The following is a 19,866-nucleotide window of genomic DNA, read 5'->3' on the forward strand; positions in this document are numbered from 1 at the left end:
CCGCTCCGGCGTGACGGCGCCGGCGGGTGAGGACCACCACAGCGACCCGATGTCACACGGCGGTCGCGGGCGGCGTCTGGTGGGGAGCGCAGCCAGACAGCGGAGGAGCCAGTCATGGCGGACCAGGCCACCGAGGACTTCCTCGCGCACCGCAACCTGCTCTTCACCGTCGCGTACGAGATGCTCGGCTCGGCCGCCGACGCGGAGGACGTGGTGCAGGAGACCTGGCTGCGCTGGGCCGGCGTCGACCTCGGCGAGGTGCGGGACCGGCGCGCCTACCTGGTGCGGATCACCACCCGCCAGGCGCTGACCCGGCTGCGCACGCTCGGGCGGCGCAAGGAGTCGTACGTCGGGTCGTGGCTGCCCGAGCCGCTGCTCACCGCGCCCGACGTGGCGGACGACGTGGCGTTGGCCGAGAGCGTGTCGATGGCGATGCTGCTGGTGCTGGAGACGCTGACGCCGACCGAGCGGGCCGTGTTCGTGCTGCGTGAGGTGTTCGACGTCGGCTACGACGAGATCGCCGAGACGGTCGAGCGGACGCCCGTCGCCGTGCGGCAGATCGCGCACCGGGCGCGCGCCCACGTCGCGGCGCGCCGCCCCCGGCGTACCGTCCCGGCGGCCGAGGCCCGCGACGCCCTCGACGCGTTCCGGCGGGCGGTCGAGACCGGCGACCTGGACGGGCTGCTCCGCGTCCTGGCCCCGGACGCGGTGCTGGTCGGCGACGGCGGCGGGATCAAGCAGGCGCTCGCCCGCCCGGTCACCGGCGGCGACAAGGTGGCCCGGCTGCTGACCGGCGGCTGGTCCCGGATCGCCGCCGTGGCGTCGATGGAACCGGCGCAGGTGAACGGCTACCCGGCGCTGCTGGTACGCCTCGACGGCGAGCTGGACACCGTCGTCGCGGTACGCCTCGACGACGGCCGGATCAGCGGCCTCTACGCGGTGCGCAACCCGGAAAAGCTGTCCCGCATGACCCGGGAAACCACACTGCGCCGGTGAGCGCGTGGTCGTGGGACGATCGCCGGATGAGCAGCGCCGCCTCACCCGACGTCAGCGCCCTCGCCATCAACGTGACGGTGCCGGAGGAGCTGCGCTGGACCGACACCCGGCGCGGCGAGGAGTTCACCCTGACCACGCTCAACGTGCGGCTGCTGCCGGACGGGCGGCTCGCCGCGAAGGCGTACGGCCGGCCCACCGCCGGCGGCCGCGGCGCGTACGTGTCGTTCCGGGTGCCCGACCGGCCCGAACTGGCCGCGCTCGTGGCGGCGGCGGCTGACCGCGCCGCCGCGCTCTGGGCCGCGCACGGCGGCCTGGACTGACTCCCGCCTCAGCGGCGCACGCCCACCCCGCCGTAGCCGTGCGACACCGCGGCCTGCGGCTCGCCGTCGGGCCGCCAGTCCGCCACCTTGACCAGGCCCGGATCGACGAACTCGTACCCGTCGAGGAAGCGGGCCACCTCGTCGCGGGTGCGGGGCACCAGCGGGGAGCTGCTGCGGCGGTAGATCGCGGTGCCCTGCTCGGTGGGCAGCGTCGGCAGGCCGTCCAGCGTGAGGTGGGACAGCGCGAGCACGCTGCCCGGCACTGTGGCGTCGCGCAGCGTCGCCACCGCCGCGTACGGGTCGTCGGCGTCCGGCACGAAGTGCAGCACCGCCAACAGCAGCACCGCCACCGGCTCGCTCAGGTCGATGGTGGCCCGCAGCGTCGGGTCGGCCAGCAACTCGCCGGGCCGCCGCAGGTCACCCCGGAGCACCACGGTGCGGCCGTCGGTGGGCAGCAACCGCCGGGCGTACGCGACCGCCACCTCGTCGTGGTCGACGTAGACCACCCGGGCGTCGGGGCGGATCGCGCGCACCACCTCGTGCACGTTGCCCTGCGTGGGCAGGCCGGCGCCGATGTCGAGGAACTGGCGAATCCCCTGCTCGGCGGCCCAGCGCACGACCCGGCGCAGGAACGCGCGGTTGCTCTGCGCGGCGACGCCGGTGTCCGGGAAGATCCTCAGGACCTCCTCGGCGGCGGCCCGGTCGGCGGCGAAGTTGTGGCAGCCGCCCAGGTAGTAGTCGTACATCCGGGCGACATTGGGTCGGTTCTCAGCCTCCGTCACGCCTCGATGTCTAGCACTCTGCGCGACACACCGCTGACCCGTCGTGTCGACGATCCGGCCGATCCCGCCGTCCACCTGGTACGACGGTGGGACACGCCGTCGCGAGGAGGTACCGATGACAGGTGGACGGGAGACAGTGGAGGTCGAGCCGGCGGTGTTCCGCGCCGTCTACGACTCGCCCGCGTCGCTGCCCGGGCGGCACCGCTGGACCACCCCGGAGGCGGACGTACGCCGGCTGGAGAAGCTGCTGAACATGCCGGCGCGCAGCATCGGCGCCCCGCTGTGGGTCAGCGGCGACGAGCCGGACTGCCCGAAGTGCGGGCGGCGGCCGACCTGGTACGACATCGTCGCGTCCGCGCTGCACGGCGTGCACGACCGCACGATGATCGCCCGGGTGATCCTCGGCGAACGCAAGTACGTGAACACCGAGGTCCCGGACGCGATCCCGGGCGTCCACTGTGCCGACTGCCGCACCCCGATCACCGGGTTGCGCAGCTTCAAGTGCCACAACTGGGCGTACGCGTTCGAGGCGCTGGAGGAGGTCGTCGCCCGGATGTCCGGCCTGCCGGCTCAGTCGTCGCCGCCCGCCGCCTCCTGAGCGCGCCGTTCCGGACGGCGGCCGGGCGGGGCCTGCGGCTCCGGGCCGGGGTCGGGCACCGGCGGCATCGGCCGGATGACCGGCCCGTCGCCGGTGACGCGGAGCTGTTCGCCGTGGTGCCACAGCTCGACCGCGTCGCCCGGACCGGCGTCCGGCAGCTCGTAGCGGGCCTCCCGCGGCGTGAGCGTGACCCGCAGCCGGTGCCCGTGCCGGCGCAGGTGGAACACCAGCCGGGTGATCCGCCCCGGTAGCCGCGGCTCGAACGCGAGCACGCCCCGGTCGTCGCGCAGCCCGCCGAAGCCCTGCGCCACCACCAGCCAGGCGCCGGCCAGGGACGCCAGGTGCAGCCCGTCCGCGGTCTTGTCGCCCAGGTCGGCGAGGTCCTGCAACGCCGTCTCGGCGAACAGGTCGTACGCCAGGTCGAGGTGCCCGACCTCGGCGGCGAGGATCGCCTGCGCGGACGCCGACAGCGACGAGTCCCGGACGGTCCGCGCCTCGTAGTAGGCGACGTTGCGCGTCTTCTCCTCGGCGGTGAACTCCCCCGGGCAGCGCAGCATGGCCAGCACCAGGTCGGCCTGCTTGACCACCTGCTTGCGGTACAGCTCCTGGTAGGGGAAGTGCAGCAGCAGCGGATAGTCGTCCTCGCCGGTGCCGGCGAAGTCCCACTCCGGCTGCGCGGTGAACCCGGCCGACTGCTCGTGCACGCCGCGCTTGCCGTCGTACGGGACGAACATCGCGTCGGCGGCGGCCCGCCAGCCGGCCACCTCGGCGGCGTCGACACCCAGCCGGGCGGCCACCTCGGGCCAGTCCTCGGCGGCGTCGGCGGCGCCGCGCAGGTTGCGCCGGGCCATCAGGTTCGTGAAGACGTTGTCGTCGACCAGCGCGGAGTACTCGTCCGGCCCGGTGACGCCGGTCAGGTGGAACGCGCCGGCGTCGTCGAAGTGGCCGTAGCCGTGCCACAGCCGGGCGGTCTCGATCAGCACCTCGGCGCCGCACTCGGCGAGGAACGCGGTGTCGCCGGTGGCCGCGACGTACCGCAGGATCGCGTCCGCGATGTCCGCGTTGACGTGCAGGCCCGCGCTGCCGGCCGGCCAGTAGCCGGAGCACTCCCGGCCGCTGAGCGTCCGCCACGGATAGGTGACGCCGGTCAGACGCAGCTCGGCCGCACGCTCGCGGGCCTCGGGCAGGTGGGCGTGCCGCCAGCGCAGCGCCGAGCGGGCCAGCTCCGGCGCCAGGTACGTCAGCACCGGCAGCACGTAGCCCTCGGTGTCCCAGAGCACGTGCCCGTCGTAGCCGTTGCCGGTCAGCCCCTTCGCCGGGATGGTCCGGGCCCCGTCGGCGCGCCCCGACTGGAGCAGGTGGAACACCGAGAACCGCACCGCGAGCTGCAGCTCCGGGTCACCGTCCAGCTCGACGTCGGCGGTGGCCCACGCGGCATCCAGCGCGGCGCGCTGCTCGGCGAGCAGGGCGTCGAACCCGTCGGCCCGGGCCGCGTCCGCCTCCGCGACGACCAGGTCGGCCAGCTCACCGGGCGGGGTGCCGTCGACCTCCGCCCACTCGTACGCGGCGAACCGGGTGACCCGGATCCGCTCGCCGGGGCGTACCGGACCGGACAGCGCCAGCCGGAACCGGTCGGCGGTCAGCTCGGTGCCGGTGGCGATCTCGTCGGGTGCCTCGACCCGGTGCGCGACGGCGACGGCGACCCGCTGCCCGCTGCGCCCGGTCCGGTGCACGAGCACCCCGTCCAAGCCGTCGTCGCGGCGGATCTCGCCGGTGAGCGGGTCGTGGATCACCGAGGCGGCCCGGGGGTCGTCGGCACGTTCCGGCACACGCTGGTTGGCGAGCAGGTCGGCGCCGATCCGCAGCCGTACCGGCTCGTCCAGCGGTTCGACAGCCCAGTCGACGGCGGCGACCGGACGGCGGGTCAGCGAGACCAGGCGGGTGCTGCGGATCCGGACACCCCGGCCACCCGGCGAGACCCATTCGGTCTCCCGCCGGACCACCCCGGCGCGCAGGTCCAGCTCCTGGTGGTGCCGCCGGATCGTGCCGGTGCGCAGGTCCAGCGGCTCGTCGCCCACCCAGAGCCGGATCAGGGCGGCGTTCGGCGCGCTGATCACGGTATCGCTGCGTTCCGGGAACGCGTACCCGCTCTCCGGGTAGCTCAGCTCGTGCTGCTCGTGGAACCCGTTGAGGTAGCTGCCCGGCATGCCGCACGGCTCGCCCTCGTCGAGCGTCCCGCGCCAGCCCACCCAGCCGTTGGCGAGCGCGAAGACCGACTCGGTCTCGCCCAGCCGGTCCAGGTCCGCGCTGGTACGCCGGATCCGCCAACCGTCGTCGCCGTGCGACACGTGCCCTCCCGAGTCCGAAGCCTGGACCGCCACCGAACCAGACCCGGCTGGGAGGCGGCTGGGACCCCGATACCCGTGGCGACCCCGCCCGCACCTGCGGGTGGCCGATCACACGGTGACGAGCACCAGCGTGGCGGCGGTGCCGAGCACCAGGAACGGCCCGAACGGCAGGTGCCCGGACCAGCGGACCCGCCGGGCGGCGAGCAGCGCCACTCCGGTCGCCCCGGCGAGGAGGAGCGCGAGCACCAGCCCGGCCACCAGCACCGGCCAGCCGTACCAGCCAAGCAGCGCGCCCGCGCCGAGCGCCAGCTTGGCGTCGCCGAGGCCGAAACCGCGCCGCCCGAGCAGCAGCGTGGTCGCGGCGAAGCCGCCGCCGAGCGCCAGAGCGGCGGCTGTGGCGCGATCCACGGGCTCAGCAGTCATACTGTTACGGTTCTACTATAACAGGAACGCAGGAACTAGGTCCAAGCTGCTGGTAAACCGGGAAGCCCCTTAACAATGTCTGACCACCCGTTAATGCAAGTTTTATTTCGCAACCGCGTTCTGCTGAAGAGGTCCACCTGTATACAGTTCGAAACTGCTCCGTCTACACATCCGCGGTCCATCCATAGAATGGGTCTAGAACCCTGACCCTGCATCTTTATTGCCCTACCCCGGTCCTGGACACGTGCTGCGCTAGATTCAATGGGTTCCGCTGTCGCGCTATATTTAGGCGGAAAGTATCGCAAACGCTTCTTCTGATCGATACACTTCTATAATACGCCCGAAATTAGATTTTATATTCGTAGAAGCGAGTGTAGGTTCTGAGCAGGTCTGAAAAATGGTACCTCAGATTTCTGGTAAGCAACACGAAAGTATAACAGCTCCAATTTTTCATGCTTTTTTCGACGAGTGTGTATTTGGGCTGCCAAATATTCCTGATATCACAAATAGCGAACCGCCGACGTTTGCTCGGGGAGGACGTGCTTGACTCTTTCTGCCTATCTCTTAGTCAGACCTTCAGTTGGCCAGGTGCCCTAATGAATGAAATACTGATAGACGGAGACTGATGTGGACCACCACGTATGACGGAAGGCTCTAACTGATTCACGAGATGTGTCACCCTTGGACGAGGTGCGTCTCCGGCGCCCGGCAGCCGGGCACCGGGCCGCGGGGCCGAGCGCCGGCAGTGGCCGGTCCAGCCCGATCGGGGCGGCGCAGCCGTCGCACGCCGTCCGGTCCGGACAATCCGGGGGTACGGCGTAACGCGCCACCGCCAGCCGGAGCAGCGGTACGACCGCGAGGGCGGCCAGCAGCCGGACGACCGGACGGCTGACCTCGGCCACCGGTCCGGTACGCCGTACCCGTTCAGTGGTCACGCCGGCTCCCCCGTCCGGTCGCCGTATGTTCCATGGTGGAGCACGCAGAGTGATTTCTCGTTCGCGCTGATGTGACGGGGGAGCCCGCAGCGGCGTGCGGCGCGACGCGCGACCGGCCGGGACCGACCGCGGTGTGAGCCCTATCGAACCGGCGGGACGGATCGGACGAGCGGCCCGCTCCCCACCCATACCGGCGGCTCGTCGCCACCGCCACGGCGGGTACGGGTGAGCACACGCCCGCCGGCCCGGAGCCCACCGGAAGCCCGCTCGTCATCGTGACGACACACACCGGCCACCACCTCCCGTCTTCACTCACCGTGTTCACGTGAATTGCCTCTGTTGCATCGGCGGACGTGAGCTTATGCTCGCCCCTTGGGTACGACGCAACCCCCGATCAATTGGCGTCGGAGGAGTCAGGGCACAGAACCCGCAGCTATCAGTACAGGTCAATACGAGTGGCGGCGACGGGGACCCGGAGCGACAGTTCCGGGTGCGCTTCCGCATGCCCGGAGCGGGTCGGCGTGATCGCCCCGGGCCGGCACCGAGGAGGGATCGGCGTTGCGCACACGGCAATCCCGCCGATGGGAAATCTACCTGCTCAGCCTCGCGCTGGCGGTCGGCGCGGCCGGCTGCGGCACCGAGCCGGAGGCGGCCAACCGACCGCTCACCGGCCGCGCCGCCGCCCCCGCCACCCATTCCGCCGAGGCGGAGAAGGAAGCCGAAAAGGCGGCGCTTGCCGCGTATTCCGGCTATCTCGACGCGTCCCGGGCGGCGAGCGCCCGAAGCGATCCGTCCCATCCCGCTCTGGCCCGTTTTCTGGCTGATCCGCTGCTGACCCGGGTGCGAATGGCAATTCTCGACGCGAAGGAGCACGGCGCGATGCGTACCGGGAAACTGGTCTCCGACCCCACAGTGGTCTCGGTCGACCTGACCGCCCGCCCACCCACCGTCGAGATCCAGGACTGCCTGGACGCGAGCGGCTACCGGCTCGTCTACGCCAAGGACCGCAAGGCCGTGCCGGGCACCCGCGGCGGGCGCTACCTCGCCACCGCCACAGCGGCCCGCTTCCCGGACGGCCGGTGGCTGATCAACGGCGGCGCCGCACATCAGGACCAGCCGTGCTGACCTGGGGAGGAAGGGGTGTCCCGGCCCGCCCGCCCCGGGCCGGGACGCTCCGCCGGGTGCTGCTCGCCGCCGGCCTCGCCGCGCTGCTGACGCTCACCGGCGCGCCCGCGCGTGCCGCCGACCCCGGTGGCTCGTGCCCGCCGGAACAGACCGACTGCGACGTGTGGGACGACGACCCCGGCACCCCGGGCGGCCCGGGCGGGCCGGGCGGCGGGGACAACGGCGGCGGCGGCAACGGCGGCGGCGCGCCGAAGTGCCAGTGGAACGGCCGCGTCATCCCCTGCTACAACGAGACGCTCGGCTGGTTCAACAACGCCGACGGCTGCTACTACAAGCTCGCCGAGCCGCAGGACGAGGCACCTCCCGGCAAGCAGTGGTACCAGCTCACCTGCAACGGCGGCGACACCAGCCCGGGCAGCATGCGCCAGGAACTCCTGGACGCCCCGCCGCCCGGCTACGGCGCCCCGCCGGACCCGGAGGAGCTGGCCCGGCGCGCGCTGGCCTCGATCTCGCTGCTCCCGCCCCGGGCCTCGGTCGCGCCCCGGCGCAGTCAGGGACCCGGCCTGGTCGGGCTGCCGGTCTGGATGTGGGCCAGCCCGGGCGAGGCGTACTTCGGGCCGCTGAGCGCCTCCGCCTCCGACCGCGGGCTGACCGTGAGGATCACGGCGAAGGTGGACCGGATCGTCTGGCACATGTCCGACGACATCGACGTCACCTGCCACGGACCGGGCACACCGTACCGGGCCGACGGGCCACGGGCCGGCTTGACCTCGCCCGACTGCGGTCTCGACGCCGGCTATCCGAAGGCCGACACCTACCAGGTCAGCGCCACCACGTTCTGGACCGTCGAGTGGTCCGGCGGCGGGGAGAGCGGCGTGATCGCCCAGAGCCGGTCCAGCGGCGTCATCCCGGTACAGATCAACGAGCTTCAGGTGGTGACCCGATGAGTGTGGTGGCAGCCCGCAACGGAACCCCGATGGAGGCGCCGGTCGCGCCGCCGAAGGTGGTCCGGCAGCGACGTGTCCGGCCCGGCCTGCTCGGCCTGGCGATCCTGCTGATCGCCCTCGGCGGGCTCGGCGCGGCGTTCGCGGTCACCTCGGTGCGCTCCACCGGCACGTACCTGGCCGTGGCCCGGCCGGTCGACGTGGGCCGGCAACTCACAGCCGACGACCTGGTGCCGGTGCGCGTCTCCGGCGGGCGGGAACTCCAGCCGGTGCCGGCCGACCGGATGGACGAGGTGCTGGGACTGCGGGCGGCCGTCCGGCTCACCCCGGGCACGCTGCTCACCGAGGCGCAGCTCACCGAGGCCCCGCTGCTCGGCGCCGGCCAGCAGCAGATCGCTCTCGGGCTGGAACCGGAGCAGGTGCCGGCCCGCAAGCTGAACCCCGGCGACAAGGTGCTGCTGGTCAGCACACCGAGCAACGCCACGAACGGCTCCGACGCGTCCCGTGCCGGCGGAACCCGGTTCGAGGGCACCGTGATCGACACCGCCACGCCGCAGAACGGCGACGTGGTGGTCTACCTGGCGCTGACCGTGCGGGACGTGCCGGCGGTCGTGGCGCTCGCCGCCGCCGACCGGATCGCGCTCGTGCTCACCGAGGCGGCCTGATGGCGATCATCGCCCTGGTCTCGGCGAAGGGATCGCCGGGCGTCACCACCGCGGCGCTCGCCGCCGCGCTGAGCTGGCACCGGCGGCTCGTGCTGGCCGAGTGCGACCCGGCGGGCGGCTCGATCCTCGCCGGCTACCTCGGCGGGGCCCTGGACGGCCCGCGCGGCATCGGTGAGCTGGCGGTGGGCGAGCTGCGCGACGGCAGCCTGGAGCACACGTTCTGGTCCCAGCTGGTCGACCTGGACGCGCCCCGGCGCGAGCGGCTGCTGCTGCCCGGCGTGGTGGACCCGGCCCAGGCCGGCAGCGTGATCCCGCTGTGGCAGCGCTTCGCCGACTACTTCACCGGGCTGGAGCGCGGCGAACCGCCGTACGACGTGCTCGTCGACTGTGGCCGGCTCGCCGTCGGCGGTCCACCGTGGCCGCTGCTCCGGGCCGCCACCGTGGTGCTGCTGGTCACCCGCGCGACCCTGCCCGACCTCTCCGCCACCCGGGCCACCGCCCGGGCGATCGAACGGGACCTCACCGAGCACCGCGTACCGCCGGGCACGCTGCGGCTGCTCGTGGTCGGGGACGGGCACGGCACCAGCGAGATCAGCAAGGCGCTGCGGCTGCCGGTGATCGCCCGCCTGCCGCACGACCCGCGTACCGCCGAGGTGCTCGCACACGGCGGCACCGTACGCGCGAACCGGCCGCTGATGCGCGCGGCCGGCGCCCTGGAGGTGCCGGTCCGGGCGCTGCTGGACCGGCGGCGGGCCCGGCTCGCCTGGCCGGGCGCGACCACACCGCGCGCGGTGACCGCCCCGAGCGTGCCGGGGGTGTCCGGTGCGGTTTGAGCCGGTCTCCCACGACCCGCGCGGGCAGCAGCCCGGTGTCGTCTCCACGGTTCCGCCGCTGGCGCCGCCGAACGGGCGGCACCACGTGCCCGGCCCGCTCCCCGCCGCGCCCCCGCCACCGCCGCGCCCCCGGATCGACTTCGCCGTGGTCCGCGAGCTGCGCCGGGAACTGAGCGAACGGCTCACCCATTGGCAGCGCGGCCGCGAGTTCGACGCCGACGCCGAGGAGGTCGAGCGCGCCCGGCTGGCGGTCACCGTGGTCTCCGCGTACGCCGACTCGGTACGCCGGTCCGGCACGCCGATGGCGGCGGACGAGGAACGGCTGCTGCTCGACCAGGTGACAGCCGAACTCGTCGGGCTGGGCCGGCTCCAGACGCTGCTCGTCGACGACAGCATCGAGGAGGTGCACATCCTCGGCTGCGACCAGGTACGCATCACCCGGCACGGCGGCGGCGTCGACTGGGCCGAGCCGATCGCCGAGACCGACGACGAGCTGGTGGAGATCCTCCAGGCGGCGGCCCGCCGGGCGGGTGCCACCGAACGGTCGCTGTCCACCTCGAAGCCCACGCTCGACCTGCAACTGCCCGACGGCAGCCGCCTCGCCGCCGTGTTCCTGGTCAGCCACCGCCCGTACGCGGTGATCCGCAAGCACAACACGCTCGCGGTGAGCCTGGAGGACATCGCGGGCGGCCGGCCCGACCTGGACGAGATGATCGACCCGCTGCTGCGCGACTTCCTGCGCGCGTCCATGCGGGCCGGGCTGAACATCATGGTCGCCGGGCTCGCCGGGGCCGGGAAGACCACTGTCATCCGGGCGCTGATGGACGAGATCCCGGCCGACGAGCCGTACGTGCTGCTGGAGGAGAGCCGGGAACTGCTGCCGGCCCGGCGTGGGCACAAGCACCGGGCGGTGATGAGCTTCGAGTCCCGGGAGGGGCACGGCGAGCGCGGCGCGGACGGACGGCCGGCGGGTGAGGTCAGCATCGCCGACCTGATCCCGGTGTCGCTGCGCATGGGCGTGCTGCGGATCATCGTCGGCGAGGTGCGGTCCCGGGAGATCGTGCCGATGCTCCAGGCGATGACCACGAGCCGGGGCTCGATGTGCACCATCCACGCGCGTACCCCCTCGGGGGTGAGCGAACGCATCATCGAGCTGGCGCTGTCGCACGGCCGGGAAATGACAGTCGACCAGGCCCGCCGGATGGCCGGCAACGCGCTCGACCTGATCGTCTACGTGACGGTCGAGGACGAGACCGCGATCGGCGGGCGCAAGCACCGCTTCGTCTCGCACGTCGAGGAGGTCATCGGCGTCGGCGAAGGCAACCGGATCACCACCACGACCGTCTTCGGCCCCGGGCCGGACGGCCGCGCGGTCCCCCGTCACCTGCCCGAACGCATCCGCGACCAACTGCTGCGCGTCGGCTACGACGCCCGCCTGCTCACCCGGTTCGTCGAGGCCGGCGTGGGCGCGTGGCGGCGGCCCCGGCACACCCGCCTAGGGGCACGGCCGAACGGAGGCCCGGCGTGACGCAGATCGAACTGATCGCCCTGGTCTCCGGCGCGGCCTGCGTGGCCGGGCTGGTGCTGGCGGTGGTCGCGCTCGTCGGCACCCGCCGCCCACCGGGCCCGGCCCCGGGCGCCGGGCCCGGCCTGAGCCGGCTCTGGACCGGTTCCGGCGCGAGCCGCGCCGACCAGCGCCGCTACCAGCTCCTGCTCGGCGCCGCGGTGGTCGCCGGGGCGGCGGCGTTCCTGCTCACCGGGCTGCCGGTGGTCGGCCTGCTGGTGGCGCTCGCGGTGCCGGGCGTGCCGTGGCTGTTCGCGGTGGGCCGGGCCGAGCAGCGGGCCATCGCCCGGGTCGAAGCCGTAGGCGAGTGGACCCGCCGGCTCAAGGACATCTCGGCCACCGGCCAGGGGCTCCAGCAGGCGATCATCGGCACCATCGCCACCGCGCCGGAGGAGATCCAGGAGGAGGTACGCACGCTCGCCGCCCGCCTGCAGGCCGGCTGGCTGGCCCGCTCCGCCCTGCTCGCCTTCGCCGACGAGATCGCCGACCCGGTCGCCGACCAGGTGGTGGCCGCGCTGATCCTGCACCTCACCGACCGGGGTGAGCGCCTCGGCGACGTGCTCGGCTCGATCGCCACCGCCGCCTCGGCCGAGGTGGCGACGCGGCGCGAGGTCGAGGCCAAACGCACCCAGCCGCGGTTCGCGGTCCGCTTCCTCACCGGCATGACGCTGGCGACCCTGGCGTACGGGCTGGTGAACAGCGACTACATCCGTCCCTACGGGACGCTCACCGGTCAGCTCGTGATGGCGGTGCTCGGCGCGGCGTTCGTCGGCCTGCTGGTCTGGGTGCGCTCGATGAGCCAGCCGCCCCGGCCCGCGCGCTTCCTCCCGGCGCCCGATCCGGAGGAGGCAATCGCGTGATCCTCAACTGGCAGATGGCGATCGCAGTCCTCGGCGGGTGCGCGGTCGGGCTCGGGCTGTTCCTGGTGGTACGCGAGGCGCTGCCGGCCACCCCGGCGCTCGGCCCGGCGCTGCGCCGGCTGCACCAGCCGCCCGGCCAGGCCCCGGCCGCCGGCGCCGGACCGGACTGGCTCGGCGGGTTCGCCCGCTGGCTGCGCCCGCCGCACCGGCAGCTCGCCCTGCTCGACCGCACCCCCGAGCAGTACGCGCTGTCGGTGCTGCTCTCCGCGCTCGTCGGGTTCGCCACCCCGGCGGTCGCCTCGGCGGTGCTCTTCGTCGGCGGGGTGGCGCTGCCGCTGGCCGTGCCGGTGGTGGCCAGCCTGGGTCTGGCGCTCGGCGCCGGACTGCTCGCGCACCGCTCGGTCCTCGCCAAGGCCGACGCCGCCCGGGACGAGTTCCGGCAGGCGGTCTGCACCTACCTCGACCTGGTGGCGCTGCAGCTGTCCGCCGCGCACGGCCCGGTGCAGTCGCTGGAACGCGCGGCGGCGGTCTGCGACGGCTGGGTCTTCGACCGGATCCGGGAGGCGCTGCGGCTCGCCCAGCTCCAGATGCACTCGCCCTGGGACGAGTTGCAGGAGCTGGCCGACCGGATCGGCATCCCGGAGCTGGGCGACGTGGGCGCGATCATGCGCTCCTCCGGCAGCGAGGGCGCCCAGGTGCACGAGACGTTGCGGTCCCGTGCCGACTCGCTGCGCGACCAGATCCGTACCGACAACCTGGCCCGGGCCGAGGGGGTCACCAGCAAGTTGGACATCCCCGGCTCACTGCTGGTGTTCGTCCTGCTCGGCTTCGCCGTCTATCCGTTCCTCGCCCGTCTGTGAACCCCATCGAGAAGGAGACGACCATGCACCTCTACGCCTACCTGTACGTGGCGGTGAGCACCCGCCTCGCCGAGCTGCGCCGGGACTCCGAGCGCGGCGACAGCCCGGTGCCGACCGCGGTGATCATCTTCGGCCTGGTCGCGGTGGCCATGGCGGTCACCGGGCTCGCCCTGGCCAAGGCGAACAACTGGATGAACGCCATCCCGAACAACACGGCGCCGCAGGCCCCGTGATGCCCCGCCCCGCCCGTACGGTCCGGAGCCGGCCGGCGCCCGCCGGCCGGCCCGCCGGTCCGCCCGGTCCGGGGCGGATCGCCGCTGCTCTGCGCGCCCGTCTGGCCGAGGGCGAGCGGGGCGCCAATCCGGTCGAGCTGGCCGTGGTGATGCCGGTGATCCTGGTGATGCTGTTCGGCTCGATCCAGGTCGCCGTCTGGTTCGTGGCCCGGTCCACGGCGCTCAACGCCGCGCAGACCGGTGTGAACGCCCAGCGCACGATCGACGCCGGGCCGGACGCCGGCCGGGAGCGGGCGATCAGCTTCCTGCAGCAGTCCGGGGACTGGCTGGTCGACTGGGAGCAGACCGGCCCGACGTGCGTCGAGACCGCCACCGCCGTCACCTGCACGGTGCAGGGGCGCTCCCTGTCGGTCATCCCGGGTGTCTCGTTCGCGGTCACGCAGACCGCGCACGGCCCGGCCGAACGCTGGACCACCGGATGAGCGCCGGGCCGCGGCGGGACCGGGGTTCCGTCTCGATCGAGGTGGCGGTGCTCGCGCCCGCCTTCATCGGGCTGATGGTGCTGGCCGGGGTCGCCGGGCGGACCGCGATCGCGGACGAGGCGGTGGAGTCGGCCGCGCACGACGCCGCGCGGGCCGCCTCGCTGGCCCGCAACGCCGACGACGGCGCGGAGGCCGCCGAGGAGGCGGCCCGGAACCAGCTCGGCTGGGCGGGGCTGAACTGCTCCGGCCCGCCCCAGCTCGACCTCGCGGGCTCGGTGGCCGGTACGACGACGAGCTTCGCCGCCGCGTACGCAAGCGCCGCAGGCGTGCCGGCGACCGTGACGGTCACTGTGACCTGCACCGTCTCCTTCGACGACCTGAGCGCGCCCGGCCTGCCCGGCGTGCCCGGCGGCAAGACCGTCTCGGCGAGGTTCACCTCGCCGCTGGACACCTACCGGAGTCGCGGATGACCGGGCGGCGCGCGGCGGAGAACGGCCGGGTGAGTCTCTTCCTGGCCGTGGCGATGACCGGCGTACTGGCGATCATCAGCCTCGCCTACGACGGCGCCGGCCAACTGCGCACGCTCCAGCGCGCGGACAACCTGGCCGCCGAGGCGGCCCGCGCCGGCGGCCAGATGATCGACCGCGCGCGGGCCATCGAGGGCGGCCCGAAGCAGATCGACCAGGTCGCCGCCCGCGCCGCTGTCGCCGCCTACCTCGACGCGGCGGGCGGCGTCCAGGACCACGAGGTCGACTTCCCCGTGGTCGGCGCCGAGACCCAGATCCGGGTGAGCGTGCAGATCACCTACAGCCGGGACCTGCTGAGTCTGTTCGGCGTGCAGAAATCAGCCACCGTCACCGGTGAGGCCACCGCTCGGGCGCTCACCGGCCCACCGTAGGAAGGGAAGGCCGCCATGGGCGCACCCCGACGCTCCCCCGTCCGCCGCGCCGGCCAGGTTCTCACCGGCCTCGGCGCCCTCGTCGTGCTCGTCGGCGTGCTGGCCGGCGGGCCGGTCGCGCTGCTGGCGTTCGCCGGCAACCCGCTGCCGGATCACCTGCCCACGTTCGCCGAGATCGGTACGACGTTGACCAGCCGCGACGACGGTCAACTGTTCCTGCGCGCGCTGGCGGTGGTGGGCTGGTTCGGCTGGGCCACGTTCACGTTCTCCGTCGTGGTGGAGTTGCTCGCGGCTGCGGTACGCCGGCCGGCGCCGAAGCTGCCCGGCATGCACCGCCAGCAGAAGGCCGCAGCCGCGCTCGTCGGTTCGGTCGCGCTGATCCTGGCCGCGAGCCCGGCCGCGGCGAGCGCCGCCGCGCTGACCGCCCCGCAGCCGGCGGTCGCCGCTTCTGCCGTCACCGCGCCGAGCCGGGTCGCGCCGCCGGCCCCGGTCGCGTCGAAGGCGGACGACCCGGCCGTGTACCGGGTGGCGAAGGGCGACTACCTGGGCGAGGTGGCGGACCGCTACCTGGACGACTTCGACAGGTACAAGGAGCTGGCCCGGCTGAACCGGCTCGCCGACCCGGACCGGATCCGCCCCGGCCAGCTCATCACGCTGCCGGACGGCGCGACGGACTCCGGCGCCCGGCGGCACGCCACCGGGCGGCTGGTGGTGACCAAACCGGCCCAGACCGCACCGGTCAAGCCGGGTGGCGGCGGCGCGTCGTCGAGCGCGCCGCAGGCGAAGCCGAAGCCCACCCCGCGGGACGCGACGCCCACCGTGGAGGCGCCGGTCGGTCAGCCGCCGGCCATGTCGGCGGGCGCGTCCCGGCCCACCGCCGAGGAGGGCATCAACCGTCCGCTCGCCATCTCGGCGGTGCTGGCGGTCGCGAGCATCGTGGGCGCGCAGATCGGCGCGCTGCTGGGGTTGCGCAAGCGGCCGGTGCCCGCCCGCGCGGGTTCCAGCGGGCGGCACCGGCGGGAGTGAGTCAGGGCAGCCGGGCCTCGACCCGGCCGGACACCACGCGGGTGGGGAGCACGATCTGGTCGTTCGCGGCCGGGCCGTGCACCACCTCGCCGCCGTTGAGCCGGAACGCGCTGCCGTGCCAGGGGCAGACCACGCAGGCGTGACCGTCGATCTGCTCCACAGTGCCCTCGGCGAGCGGGCCGCTCTGGTGCGGGCAGCGCTCCAGCATGACCGTGACGTCGTCGCCGTCCCGGTAGAGGATCACCGAGACGTCGTCGATCTTCTTGGTGACCAGTTCGTGCCGGGGCAGGCTGCCCAGGTCGCCGACCCGGTGCCAGCCGTCGCTGATCAGGTGCAGCTCGGAGACGCTCTGGCTGGCCTGGGCGCCCTGCTTGTACGCGAGGTGCCCACCCAGGTACGCGCCACCGCTGGCGGCGGACAGACCGAGGTAGGACAGCGCCCGGCCGAGGCCGTGCCGCCCGTTGAGGCGGGCCGCCAGCGAGCCGGCGTACAGCGCCAGGCCGACCGTGTTGGCGGCGGCGTGCACCAGGCCGATCCGGCGCTGGTCGCGGGAGAGCGTGGCCCAGTCGTTGAGCCCGGCGACCGCCGCCGGGAGCGCGCTGACCGTACCGAGACCCACCAGCGCGGTGGCGGCCCGGCGCTGGCCGGGCAGCAGGTCCACCACGGCGGCGGAGATCCACGCGCCGACCGGCACCTGCACCATCGCGGGGTGCAGCGGATGGCCGAGCCACACGCCGTGCAGCGCGTCGCGTACCCGCTGGGAACGCAGCGTGCCCTGGACGGCGCGCTGCAACCGGTCACCCACCCGGTCGAGACCGGTGGCCTGTTCGATCTTCGTCAGTAGTTCGCGCACCCGTTCCGACTTCCCGGCAGGAGAGCCCCCAAACCGGACGCCCCGGAATTCCCTCGCACGACCTCCGCGCTGGATATACTCGGGCGGCTGGTCGTATATAGGGAGCCGCGATGACCAAGATCCTGGTGGACGTCGACGACGAGGCGCTGGCGGATGCCGCCGAGGCGTTCGGCACGAAGACCAAGAAGGACACGGTGAACGTCGCTCTCCGCGAGGGCGCGGCGCGACTGCGCCGCGCCCGGGCACTGGCGGAGCTGGCCGAGCGCGGGCAGGCCGGTGATTTCGACGAACTGCTCGACAAGGGTGCCTACCGCTCGTGAAGCTGGCCGACTACCTGATCGACACCAGCGCCCTCGTCCGGCTCCTGCGTGATCCCGACGTGCTGGCTCGCTGGGAACAGCAGGTGACAGCGGGTCTGCTCGCCGTGTGCCCGCTGGTCGAGCTGGAATTCCTCTACACCGCCCGCTCGGTCGCCGACCGGGCGCGCCTGACCGAGCAGCTCCGGGCCGCCTTCGGCTGGGTGGTCATGCCGGACCGGATCTACGAACGCGCCGCCGAGATCCAGGGCGAGCTGACCGCGCGGGGCACGCACCGCTCGGCGGGCGCGGTCGACCTGCTCATCGCCGCCACCGCCGAGTACCACGGCCTCTCGCTGCTGCACTACGACCGGGACTTCGACCAGGTCGGCGCCGTCACCGGCCAGCCGATGCGCTGGCTGACCCGACCCGGCTCGATCAAATAGGGCGTAGCCACGGCAGCGCCGTCGCGGGCATGCTGAGCCCATGGGGGTACGCGTCGAGCACGCCGGTGCCGTGACCACTGTGATCCTGGACCGGCCCGAGGCCCGTAACGCCGTGGACGGGCCGACCGCACGAGCGCTGGCCGACGCGTTCCGCGCGTTCGACGCCGACCCGGACGCGGCGGTCGCGGTGCTCTGGGGCGCGGGCGGCACGTTCTGCTCCGGCGCCGATCTGAAGGCCGTCGGCACGCCGCGCGGCAACCGCGTCGAGCCCGAGGGGGACGGACCGATGGGCCCCACCCGGATGCGGCTGTCCAAGCCGGTGATCGCGGCGATCTCCGGGTACGCGGTGGCGGGCGGGCTGGAGCTGGCGCTCTGGTGCGACCTGCGTATCGCCGAGTCGGACGCGACGCTCGGCGTGTTCTGCCGCCGGTGGGGCGTACCGCTGATCGACGGCGGGACGGTCCGGCTGCCCCGGCTGATCGGCGAGAGCCGGGCGATGGACCTGATCCTCACCGGACGCCCGGTCGGCGCCGACGAGGCGTACGCGATGGGTCTGGTCAACCGGCTGGTCGCGCCGGGTGGGGCCCGCGCGGCGGCCGAGGAACTGGCCGCCGCGATCGCCGGGCATCCGCAGACGTGCCTGCGCAACGACCGGGCGGCGGTGCTGGACGGCGCGGGGCAGCCGGAGCCGGAGGCGATGGCCACCGAGCTGGCCTACGGCATGGAGTCGCTGGCGGTGGACGGGGTACGCGGGGCCGGCCGGTTCGCCGCCGGGGCCGGCCGGCACGGTGCGCCGGCCGGCTGAGGCGTCACTTCAGGGCGCGCAACGCGTCCTCGATGGCCCGGTGGAACGTGGGGTACGCGTAGATCATGTGCCGGAGCTGGCTGATCGGCACCGCCGCGTGCACCGCCACGACGAGCGCGGAGAGCACCTCGCCGCCGGCCGGTCCGGCCGAGGTGGCCCCGATGAGCACGCCCTGGTCGGCGTCGGCAACCAGCTTGATGAACCCGGCGTTGCCGGTCTTGTGGATCCAGCCCCGGGCCGACGAGGTGAGATCGGCGTATCCGACCTGGACGTTGACGCCGCGCTCGCGGGCCTGCTGCTCGGTGAGGCCGACCGCGCCGACCTCGGGGTCGGTGAACGTGACCCGGGGCAGCGCCCGGTAGTCGGCGACCGGGACGCTGCCCGGCGCGACGCTCGACCCGCCCGCGCTCATCGCGCCGCCGACCGAGCTGACCACACCGGCCGCGCCGCCGACCACGCTCGCGGTGCCGCTGGCGTCCGGGCCGCCCTTGGTACGCCGCATGTGGTCGAGGACGTCGGCCACCACGATGCCGGCCTGGTACATGGCGATGTGGGTGAACGCGCCCTCGCCGGTGAGGTCACCGACCGCCCAGATCCCGTCGGTGACGTGCATCCGGTCGTTCACCGGCAGGTAGCGCTGCCCGGCGTCCACCCCGACCGTGTCCAGGCCCAACTCCTCCAGGTGCGCCTTGCGGCCGGTCACCACGAGCAGCTTCTCGCCGGTGAACTCGGCGCCGTCGGCGTACACGGTGAACGCGCCGCCGTCGTGGCCGACCCGGCCGGCCTTGACCCCGGTGTGGATCTCCACCCCGTCGGCGCGCAGCGCGTCGGCGGCGAGCGCTGACGCCTCCGGCTCCTCGACGGCGAGCACCCGGTCGGCCGCTTCGATCACCGTCACCCGGACGCCGAACCGGGCGAAGACCTGCGCGAGTTCCAGCCCGATCGCGCCGCCGCCGAGCACCAGCAGCGACGCGGGCAGCTCCTCCACCTCGATGGCCTGGTGATTCGTCCAGTACGGCGTGTCGGCCAGCCCGTCGATCGGCGGGACCGAGGGCCGGGTGCCGGTGCCGAGGACCACGCCGTACCGGGCCTGGAACACCTGGTCGCCGACGCGTACCCGGTTCGGGCCGTCGAGCCGCCCGCTGCCCCGGACGAACCGGCCGCCCTTGCCGGTGAAGCGGTCCACCGCCACCTTGTCGTCCCAGGTGTCGGTGGCCTCGGCGCGGATCCGCTTCGCCACCGGCGCCCAGTCCGGCCGCACCTGGGCGGACCCGGCCAACTCGTTGACCCGGTGCGCCTCGGCCAGCGCGTTCGCCGCCCGGATCATCATCTTGCTCGGCACGCACCCCCAGTAGGGGCACTCGCCGCCGACCAGGTCCCGTTCGATGCCGACCACTGTGAGGCCGGCCTCGGCGAGCCGTCCGGCCACCTCCTCGCCGCCGACGCCGAGCCCGACCACTACTACGTCAACCTGTTCCGGCTCCGCCATTCCGCAAGCATTCCGTACCTTCGGGACACCGGCCACCGTACCGGCCCCGAATTCCCGCGCTCGTCACGAACGCGACCGCCTACCG

22 protein-coding genes and 1 pseudogene are annotated in these 19,866 nt (G+C 73.5%); 18 read left to right on the top strand and 5 right to left on the bottom strand.

All coding sequences use genetic code 11. The features are described 5' to 3' along the window. Positions 1–114 precede the first annotated feature (114 nt). Both MCBG_RS18820 and MCBG_RS18825 read left to right on the top strand, forming a co-directional pair. The gene (locus tag MCBG_RS18820) at positions 115–996 is read left to right on the top strand and encodes an RNA polymerase sigma-70 factor (RefSeq protein ID WP_043327497.1); all 882 of its coding nucleotides are present in this window, start codon (positions 115–117) and stop codon (positions 994–996) included. A 26-nt stretch (positions 997–1,022) separates the two neighbouring features. Further along, positions 1,023–1,316, top strand: a complete 294-nt coding sequence (locus MCBG_RS18825) for a hypothetical protein (protein ID WP_043327499.1) — start codon at positions 1,023–1,025, stop codon at positions 1,314–1,316. Between the two features lie 8 nt (positions 1,317–1,324). Here the strand turns inward: MCBG_RS18825 and MCBG_RS18830 are convergent, their stop codons facing one another. After that, entirely contained in the window at positions 1,325–2,098 is a 774-nt protein-coding gene (locus tag MCBG_RS18830; protein WP_043327501.1) for an SAM-dependent methyltransferase, read from the bottom strand. Positions 2,099–2,213: 115 nt separating this feature from the next. Here MCBG_RS18830 and MCBG_RS18835 point away from each other — a divergent pair, with 115 nt between their 5' ends. After that, positions 2,214–2,696 carry a hypothetical protein gene (locus MCBG_RS18835; protein WP_043330744.1) on the top strand — a complete coding sequence of 161 codons (483 nt, stop codon included), beginning with the start codon at positions 2,214–2,216 and terminating at the stop codon, positions 2,694–2,696. On the opposite strand, the gene MCBG_RS18840 is transcribed toward MCBG_RS18835, so the two are convergent. Together MCBG_RS18840 and MCBG_RS18845 are read right to left on the bottom strand one after the other, a co-directional pair. Continuing rightward, positions 2,669–5,044: a glycoside hydrolase family 65 protein gene (locus MCBG_RS18840; RefSeq protein WP_043327503.1), complete on the bottom strand. Its 2,376-nt coding sequence runs from the start codon at positions 5,042–5,044 to the stop codon at positions 2,669–2,671. The genes MCBG_RS18835 and MCBG_RS18840 overlap by 28 nt on opposite strands. Positions 5,045–5,152: 108 nt before the next feature. Further along, positions 5,153–5,446: pseudogene (locus MCBG_RS18845) on the bottom strand (prepilin peptidase); the annotation flags it as partial. A gap of 1,514 nt (positions 5,447–6,960) precedes the next feature. Here MCBG_RS18845 and MCBG_RS18850 point away from each other — a divergent pair. The 12 genes from MCBG_RS18850 to MCBG_RS18905 are packed head-to-tail and all read left to right on the top strand — an operon-like array spanning position 6,961 to position 15,892. After that, entirely contained in the window at positions 6,961–7,527 is a 567-nt protein-coding gene (locus tag MCBG_RS18850; RefSeq protein WP_043327504.1) for a hypothetical protein, read from the top strand. After that, positions 7,521–8,474 carry a hypothetical protein gene (locus MCBG_RS18855; RefSeq protein WP_043327505.1) on the top strand — a complete coding sequence of 318 codons (954 nt, stop codon included), beginning with the start codon at positions 7,521–7,523 and terminating at the stop codon, positions 8,472–8,474. Before MCBG_RS18850 ends, MCBG_RS18855 begins: the two co-directional genes overlap by 7 nt. Next, complete coding sequence (locus tag MCBG_RS18860) at positions 8,471–9,136, top strand: SAF domain-containing protein (protein WP_043327506.1); 666 nt, start codon at positions 8,471–8,473, stop codon at positions 9,134–9,136. Before MCBG_RS18855 ends, MCBG_RS18860 begins: the two co-directional genes overlap by 4 nt. Further along, entirely contained in the window at positions 9,136–9,969 is an 834-nt protein-coding gene (locus MCBG_RS18865) for a P-loop NTPase family protein (protein ID WP_043327507.1), read from the top strand. The genes MCBG_RS18860 and MCBG_RS18865 overlap by 1 nt, the downstream gene beginning before the upstream one ends. Further along, positions 9,959–11,497, top strand: coding sequence for a CpaF family protein (locus MCBG_RS18870; RefSeq protein WP_043327508.1), 1,539 nt, complete (start codon positions 9,959–9,961; stop codon positions 11,495–11,497). Before MCBG_RS18865 ends, MCBG_RS18870 begins: the two co-directional genes overlap by 11 nt. Further along, positions 11,440–12,393, top strand: a complete 954-nt coding sequence (locus MCBG_RS18875; RefSeq protein ID WP_369799315.1) for a type II secretion system F family protein — start codon at positions 11,440–11,442, stop codon at positions 12,391–12,393. The genes MCBG_RS18870 and MCBG_RS18875 overlap by 58 nt, the downstream gene beginning before the upstream one ends. A gap of 14 nt (positions 12,394–12,407) precedes the next feature. Continuing rightward, positions 12,408–13,253 (top strand): type II secretion system F family protein, encoded by an 846-nt coding sequence (locus MCBG_RS18880; protein WP_124779077.1) that lies wholly within the window; start codon positions 12,408–12,410, stop codon positions 13,251–13,253. 23 nt (positions 13,254–13,276) lie between these two features. Next, complete coding sequence (locus MCBG_RS18885) at positions 13,277–13,486, top strand: hypothetical protein (protein ID WP_013283462.1); 210 nt, start codon at positions 13,277–13,279, stop codon at positions 13,484–13,486. Further along, positions 13,486–13,968 carry a TadE family protein gene (locus MCBG_RS18890; protein ID WP_043330748.1) on the top strand — a complete coding sequence of 161 codons (483 nt, stop codon included), beginning with the start codon at positions 13,486–13,488 and terminating at the stop codon, positions 13,966–13,968. The genes MCBG_RS18885 and MCBG_RS18890 overlap by 1 nt, the downstream gene beginning before the upstream one ends. Beyond that, positions 13,965–14,438, top strand: coding sequence for a TadE/TadG family type IV pilus assembly protein (locus tag MCBG_RS18895; RefSeq protein ID WP_043327510.1), 474 nt, complete (start codon positions 13,965–13,967; stop codon positions 14,436–14,438). Before MCBG_RS18890 ends, MCBG_RS18895 begins: the two co-directional genes overlap by 4 nt. Next, complete coding sequence (locus tag MCBG_RS18900; protein WP_043327511.1) at positions 14,435–14,866, top strand: hypothetical protein; 432 nt, start codon at positions 14,435–14,437, stop codon at positions 14,864–14,866. Before MCBG_RS18895 ends, MCBG_RS18900 begins: the two co-directional genes overlap by 4 nt. 15 nt (positions 14,867–14,881) lie before the next feature. Continuing rightward, positions 14,882–15,892, top strand: a complete 1,011-nt coding sequence (locus MCBG_RS18905) for a LysM peptidoglycan-binding domain-containing protein (protein ID WP_043327512.1) — start codon at positions 14,882–14,884, stop codon at positions 15,890–15,892. A 1-nt stretch (position 15,893) separates the two neighbouring features. Here MCBG_RS18905 and MCBG_RS18910 read toward each other — a convergent pair whose 3' ends face one another. Continuing rightward, on the bottom strand, positions 15,894–16,745 hold the full coding sequence (locus MCBG_RS18910; RefSeq protein WP_043327513.1) for a Rieske (2Fe-2S) protein: 852 nt from the start codon (positions 16,743–16,745) through the stop codon (positions 15,894–15,896). Between the two features lie 110 nt (positions 16,746–16,855). On the opposite strand from MCBG_RS18910, the gene MCBG_RS18915 reads away from it, so the two are divergent. From MCBG_RS18915 to MCBG_RS18925, 3 genes are read left to right on the top strand one after another with little or no spacing between them, the layout of a single operon-like run. Beyond that, positions 16,856–17,065, top strand: a complete 210-nt coding sequence (locus MCBG_RS18915; protein WP_030500628.1) for a type II toxin-antitoxin system VapB family antitoxin — start codon at positions 16,856–16,858, stop codon at positions 17,063–17,065. Further along, a complete protein-coding gene (locus MCBG_RS18920) occupies positions 17,062–17,487 on the top strand; it encodes a PIN domain nuclease (RefSeq protein ID WP_043327514.1) in 426 nt (141 codons plus the stop codon). Before MCBG_RS18915 ends, MCBG_RS18920 begins: the two co-directional genes overlap by 4 nt. 40 nt (positions 17,488–17,527) lie before the next feature. Next, the gene (locus tag MCBG_RS18925; protein WP_043327515.1) at positions 17,528–18,292 is read left to right on the top strand and encodes a crotonase/enoyl-CoA hydratase family protein; all 765 of its coding nucleotides are present in this window, start codon (positions 17,528–17,530) and stop codon (positions 18,290–18,292) included. A 4-nt stretch (positions 18,293–18,296) separates the two neighbouring features. Here the strand turns inward: MCBG_RS18925 and MCBG_RS18930 are convergent, their stop codons facing one another. Further along, a complete protein-coding gene (locus MCBG_RS18930; RefSeq protein WP_043327516.1) occupies positions 18,297–19,781 on the bottom strand; it encodes a dihydrolipoyl dehydrogenase family protein in 1,485 nt (494 codons plus the stop codon). Between the last annotated feature and the right edge of the window lie 85 nt (positions 19,782–19,866).

It is taken from the genome of Micromonospora sp. M42 (assembly GCF_000568915.1).
Lineage (GTDB): Bacteria > Actinomycetota > Actinomycetes > Mycobacteriales > Micromonosporaceae > Micromonospora > Micromonospora chalcea.

Bases quoted from the DNA above. Each gene is read 5' to 3' on its own strand.
- MCBG_RS18820 (WP_043327497.1), top strand. From the start codon at position 115: ATGGCGGACCAGGCCACCGAGGACTTCCTCGCGCACCGCAACCTGCTC.
- MCBG_RS18825 (WP_043327499.1), top strand. From the start codon at position 1,023: ATGAGCAGCGCCGCCTCACCCGACGTCAGCGCCCTCGCCATCAACGTG.
- MCBG_RS18835 (WP_043330744.1), top strand. From the start codon at position 2,214: ATGACAGGTGGACGGGAGACAGTGGAGGTCGAGCCGGCGGTGTTCCGC.
- MCBG_RS18860 (WP_043327506.1), top strand. From the start codon at position 8,471: ATGAGTGTGGTGGCAGCCCGCAACGGAACCCCGATGGAGGCGCCGGTC.
- MCBG_RS18865 (WP_043327507.1), top strand. From the start codon at position 9,136: ATGGCGATCATCGCCCTGGTCTCGGCGAAGGGATCGCCGGGCGTCACC.
- MCBG_RS18880 (WP_124779077.1), top strand. From the start codon at position 12,408: ATGGCGATCGCAGTCCTCGGCGGGTGCGCGGTCGGGCTCGGGCTGTTC.
- MCBG_RS18885 (WP_013283462.1), top strand. From the start codon at position 13,277: ATGCACCTCTACGCCTACCTGTACGTGGCGGTGAGCACCCGCCTCGCC.
- MCBG_RS18890 (WP_043330748.1), top strand. From the start codon at position 13,486: ATGCCCCGCCCCGCCCGTACGGTCCGGAGCCGGCCGGCGCCCGCCGGC.
- MCBG_RS18895 (WP_043327510.1), top strand. From the start codon at position 13,965: ATGAGCGCCGGGCCGCGGCGGGACCGGGGTTCCGTCTCGATCGAGGTG.
- MCBG_RS18900 (WP_043327511.1), top strand. From the start codon at position 14,435: ATGACCGGGCGGCGCGCGGCGGAGAACGGCCGGGTGAGTCTCTTCCTG.
- MCBG_RS18905 (WP_043327512.1), top strand. From the start codon at position 14,882: ATGGGCGCACCCCGACGCTCCCCCGTCCGCCGCGCCGGCCAGGTTCTC.
- MCBG_RS18915 (WP_030500628.1), top strand. From the start codon at position 16,856: ATGACCAAGATCCTGGTGGACGTCGACGACGAGGCGCTGGCGGATGCC.
- MCBG_RS18925 (WP_043327515.1), top strand. From the start codon at position 17,528: ATGGGGGTACGCGTCGAGCACGCCGGTGCCGTGACCACTGTGATCCTG.
- MCBG_RS18930 (WP_043327516.1), bottom strand. From the start codon at position 19,781: ATGGCGGAGCCGGAACAGGTTGACGTAGTAGTGGTCGGGCTCGGCGTC.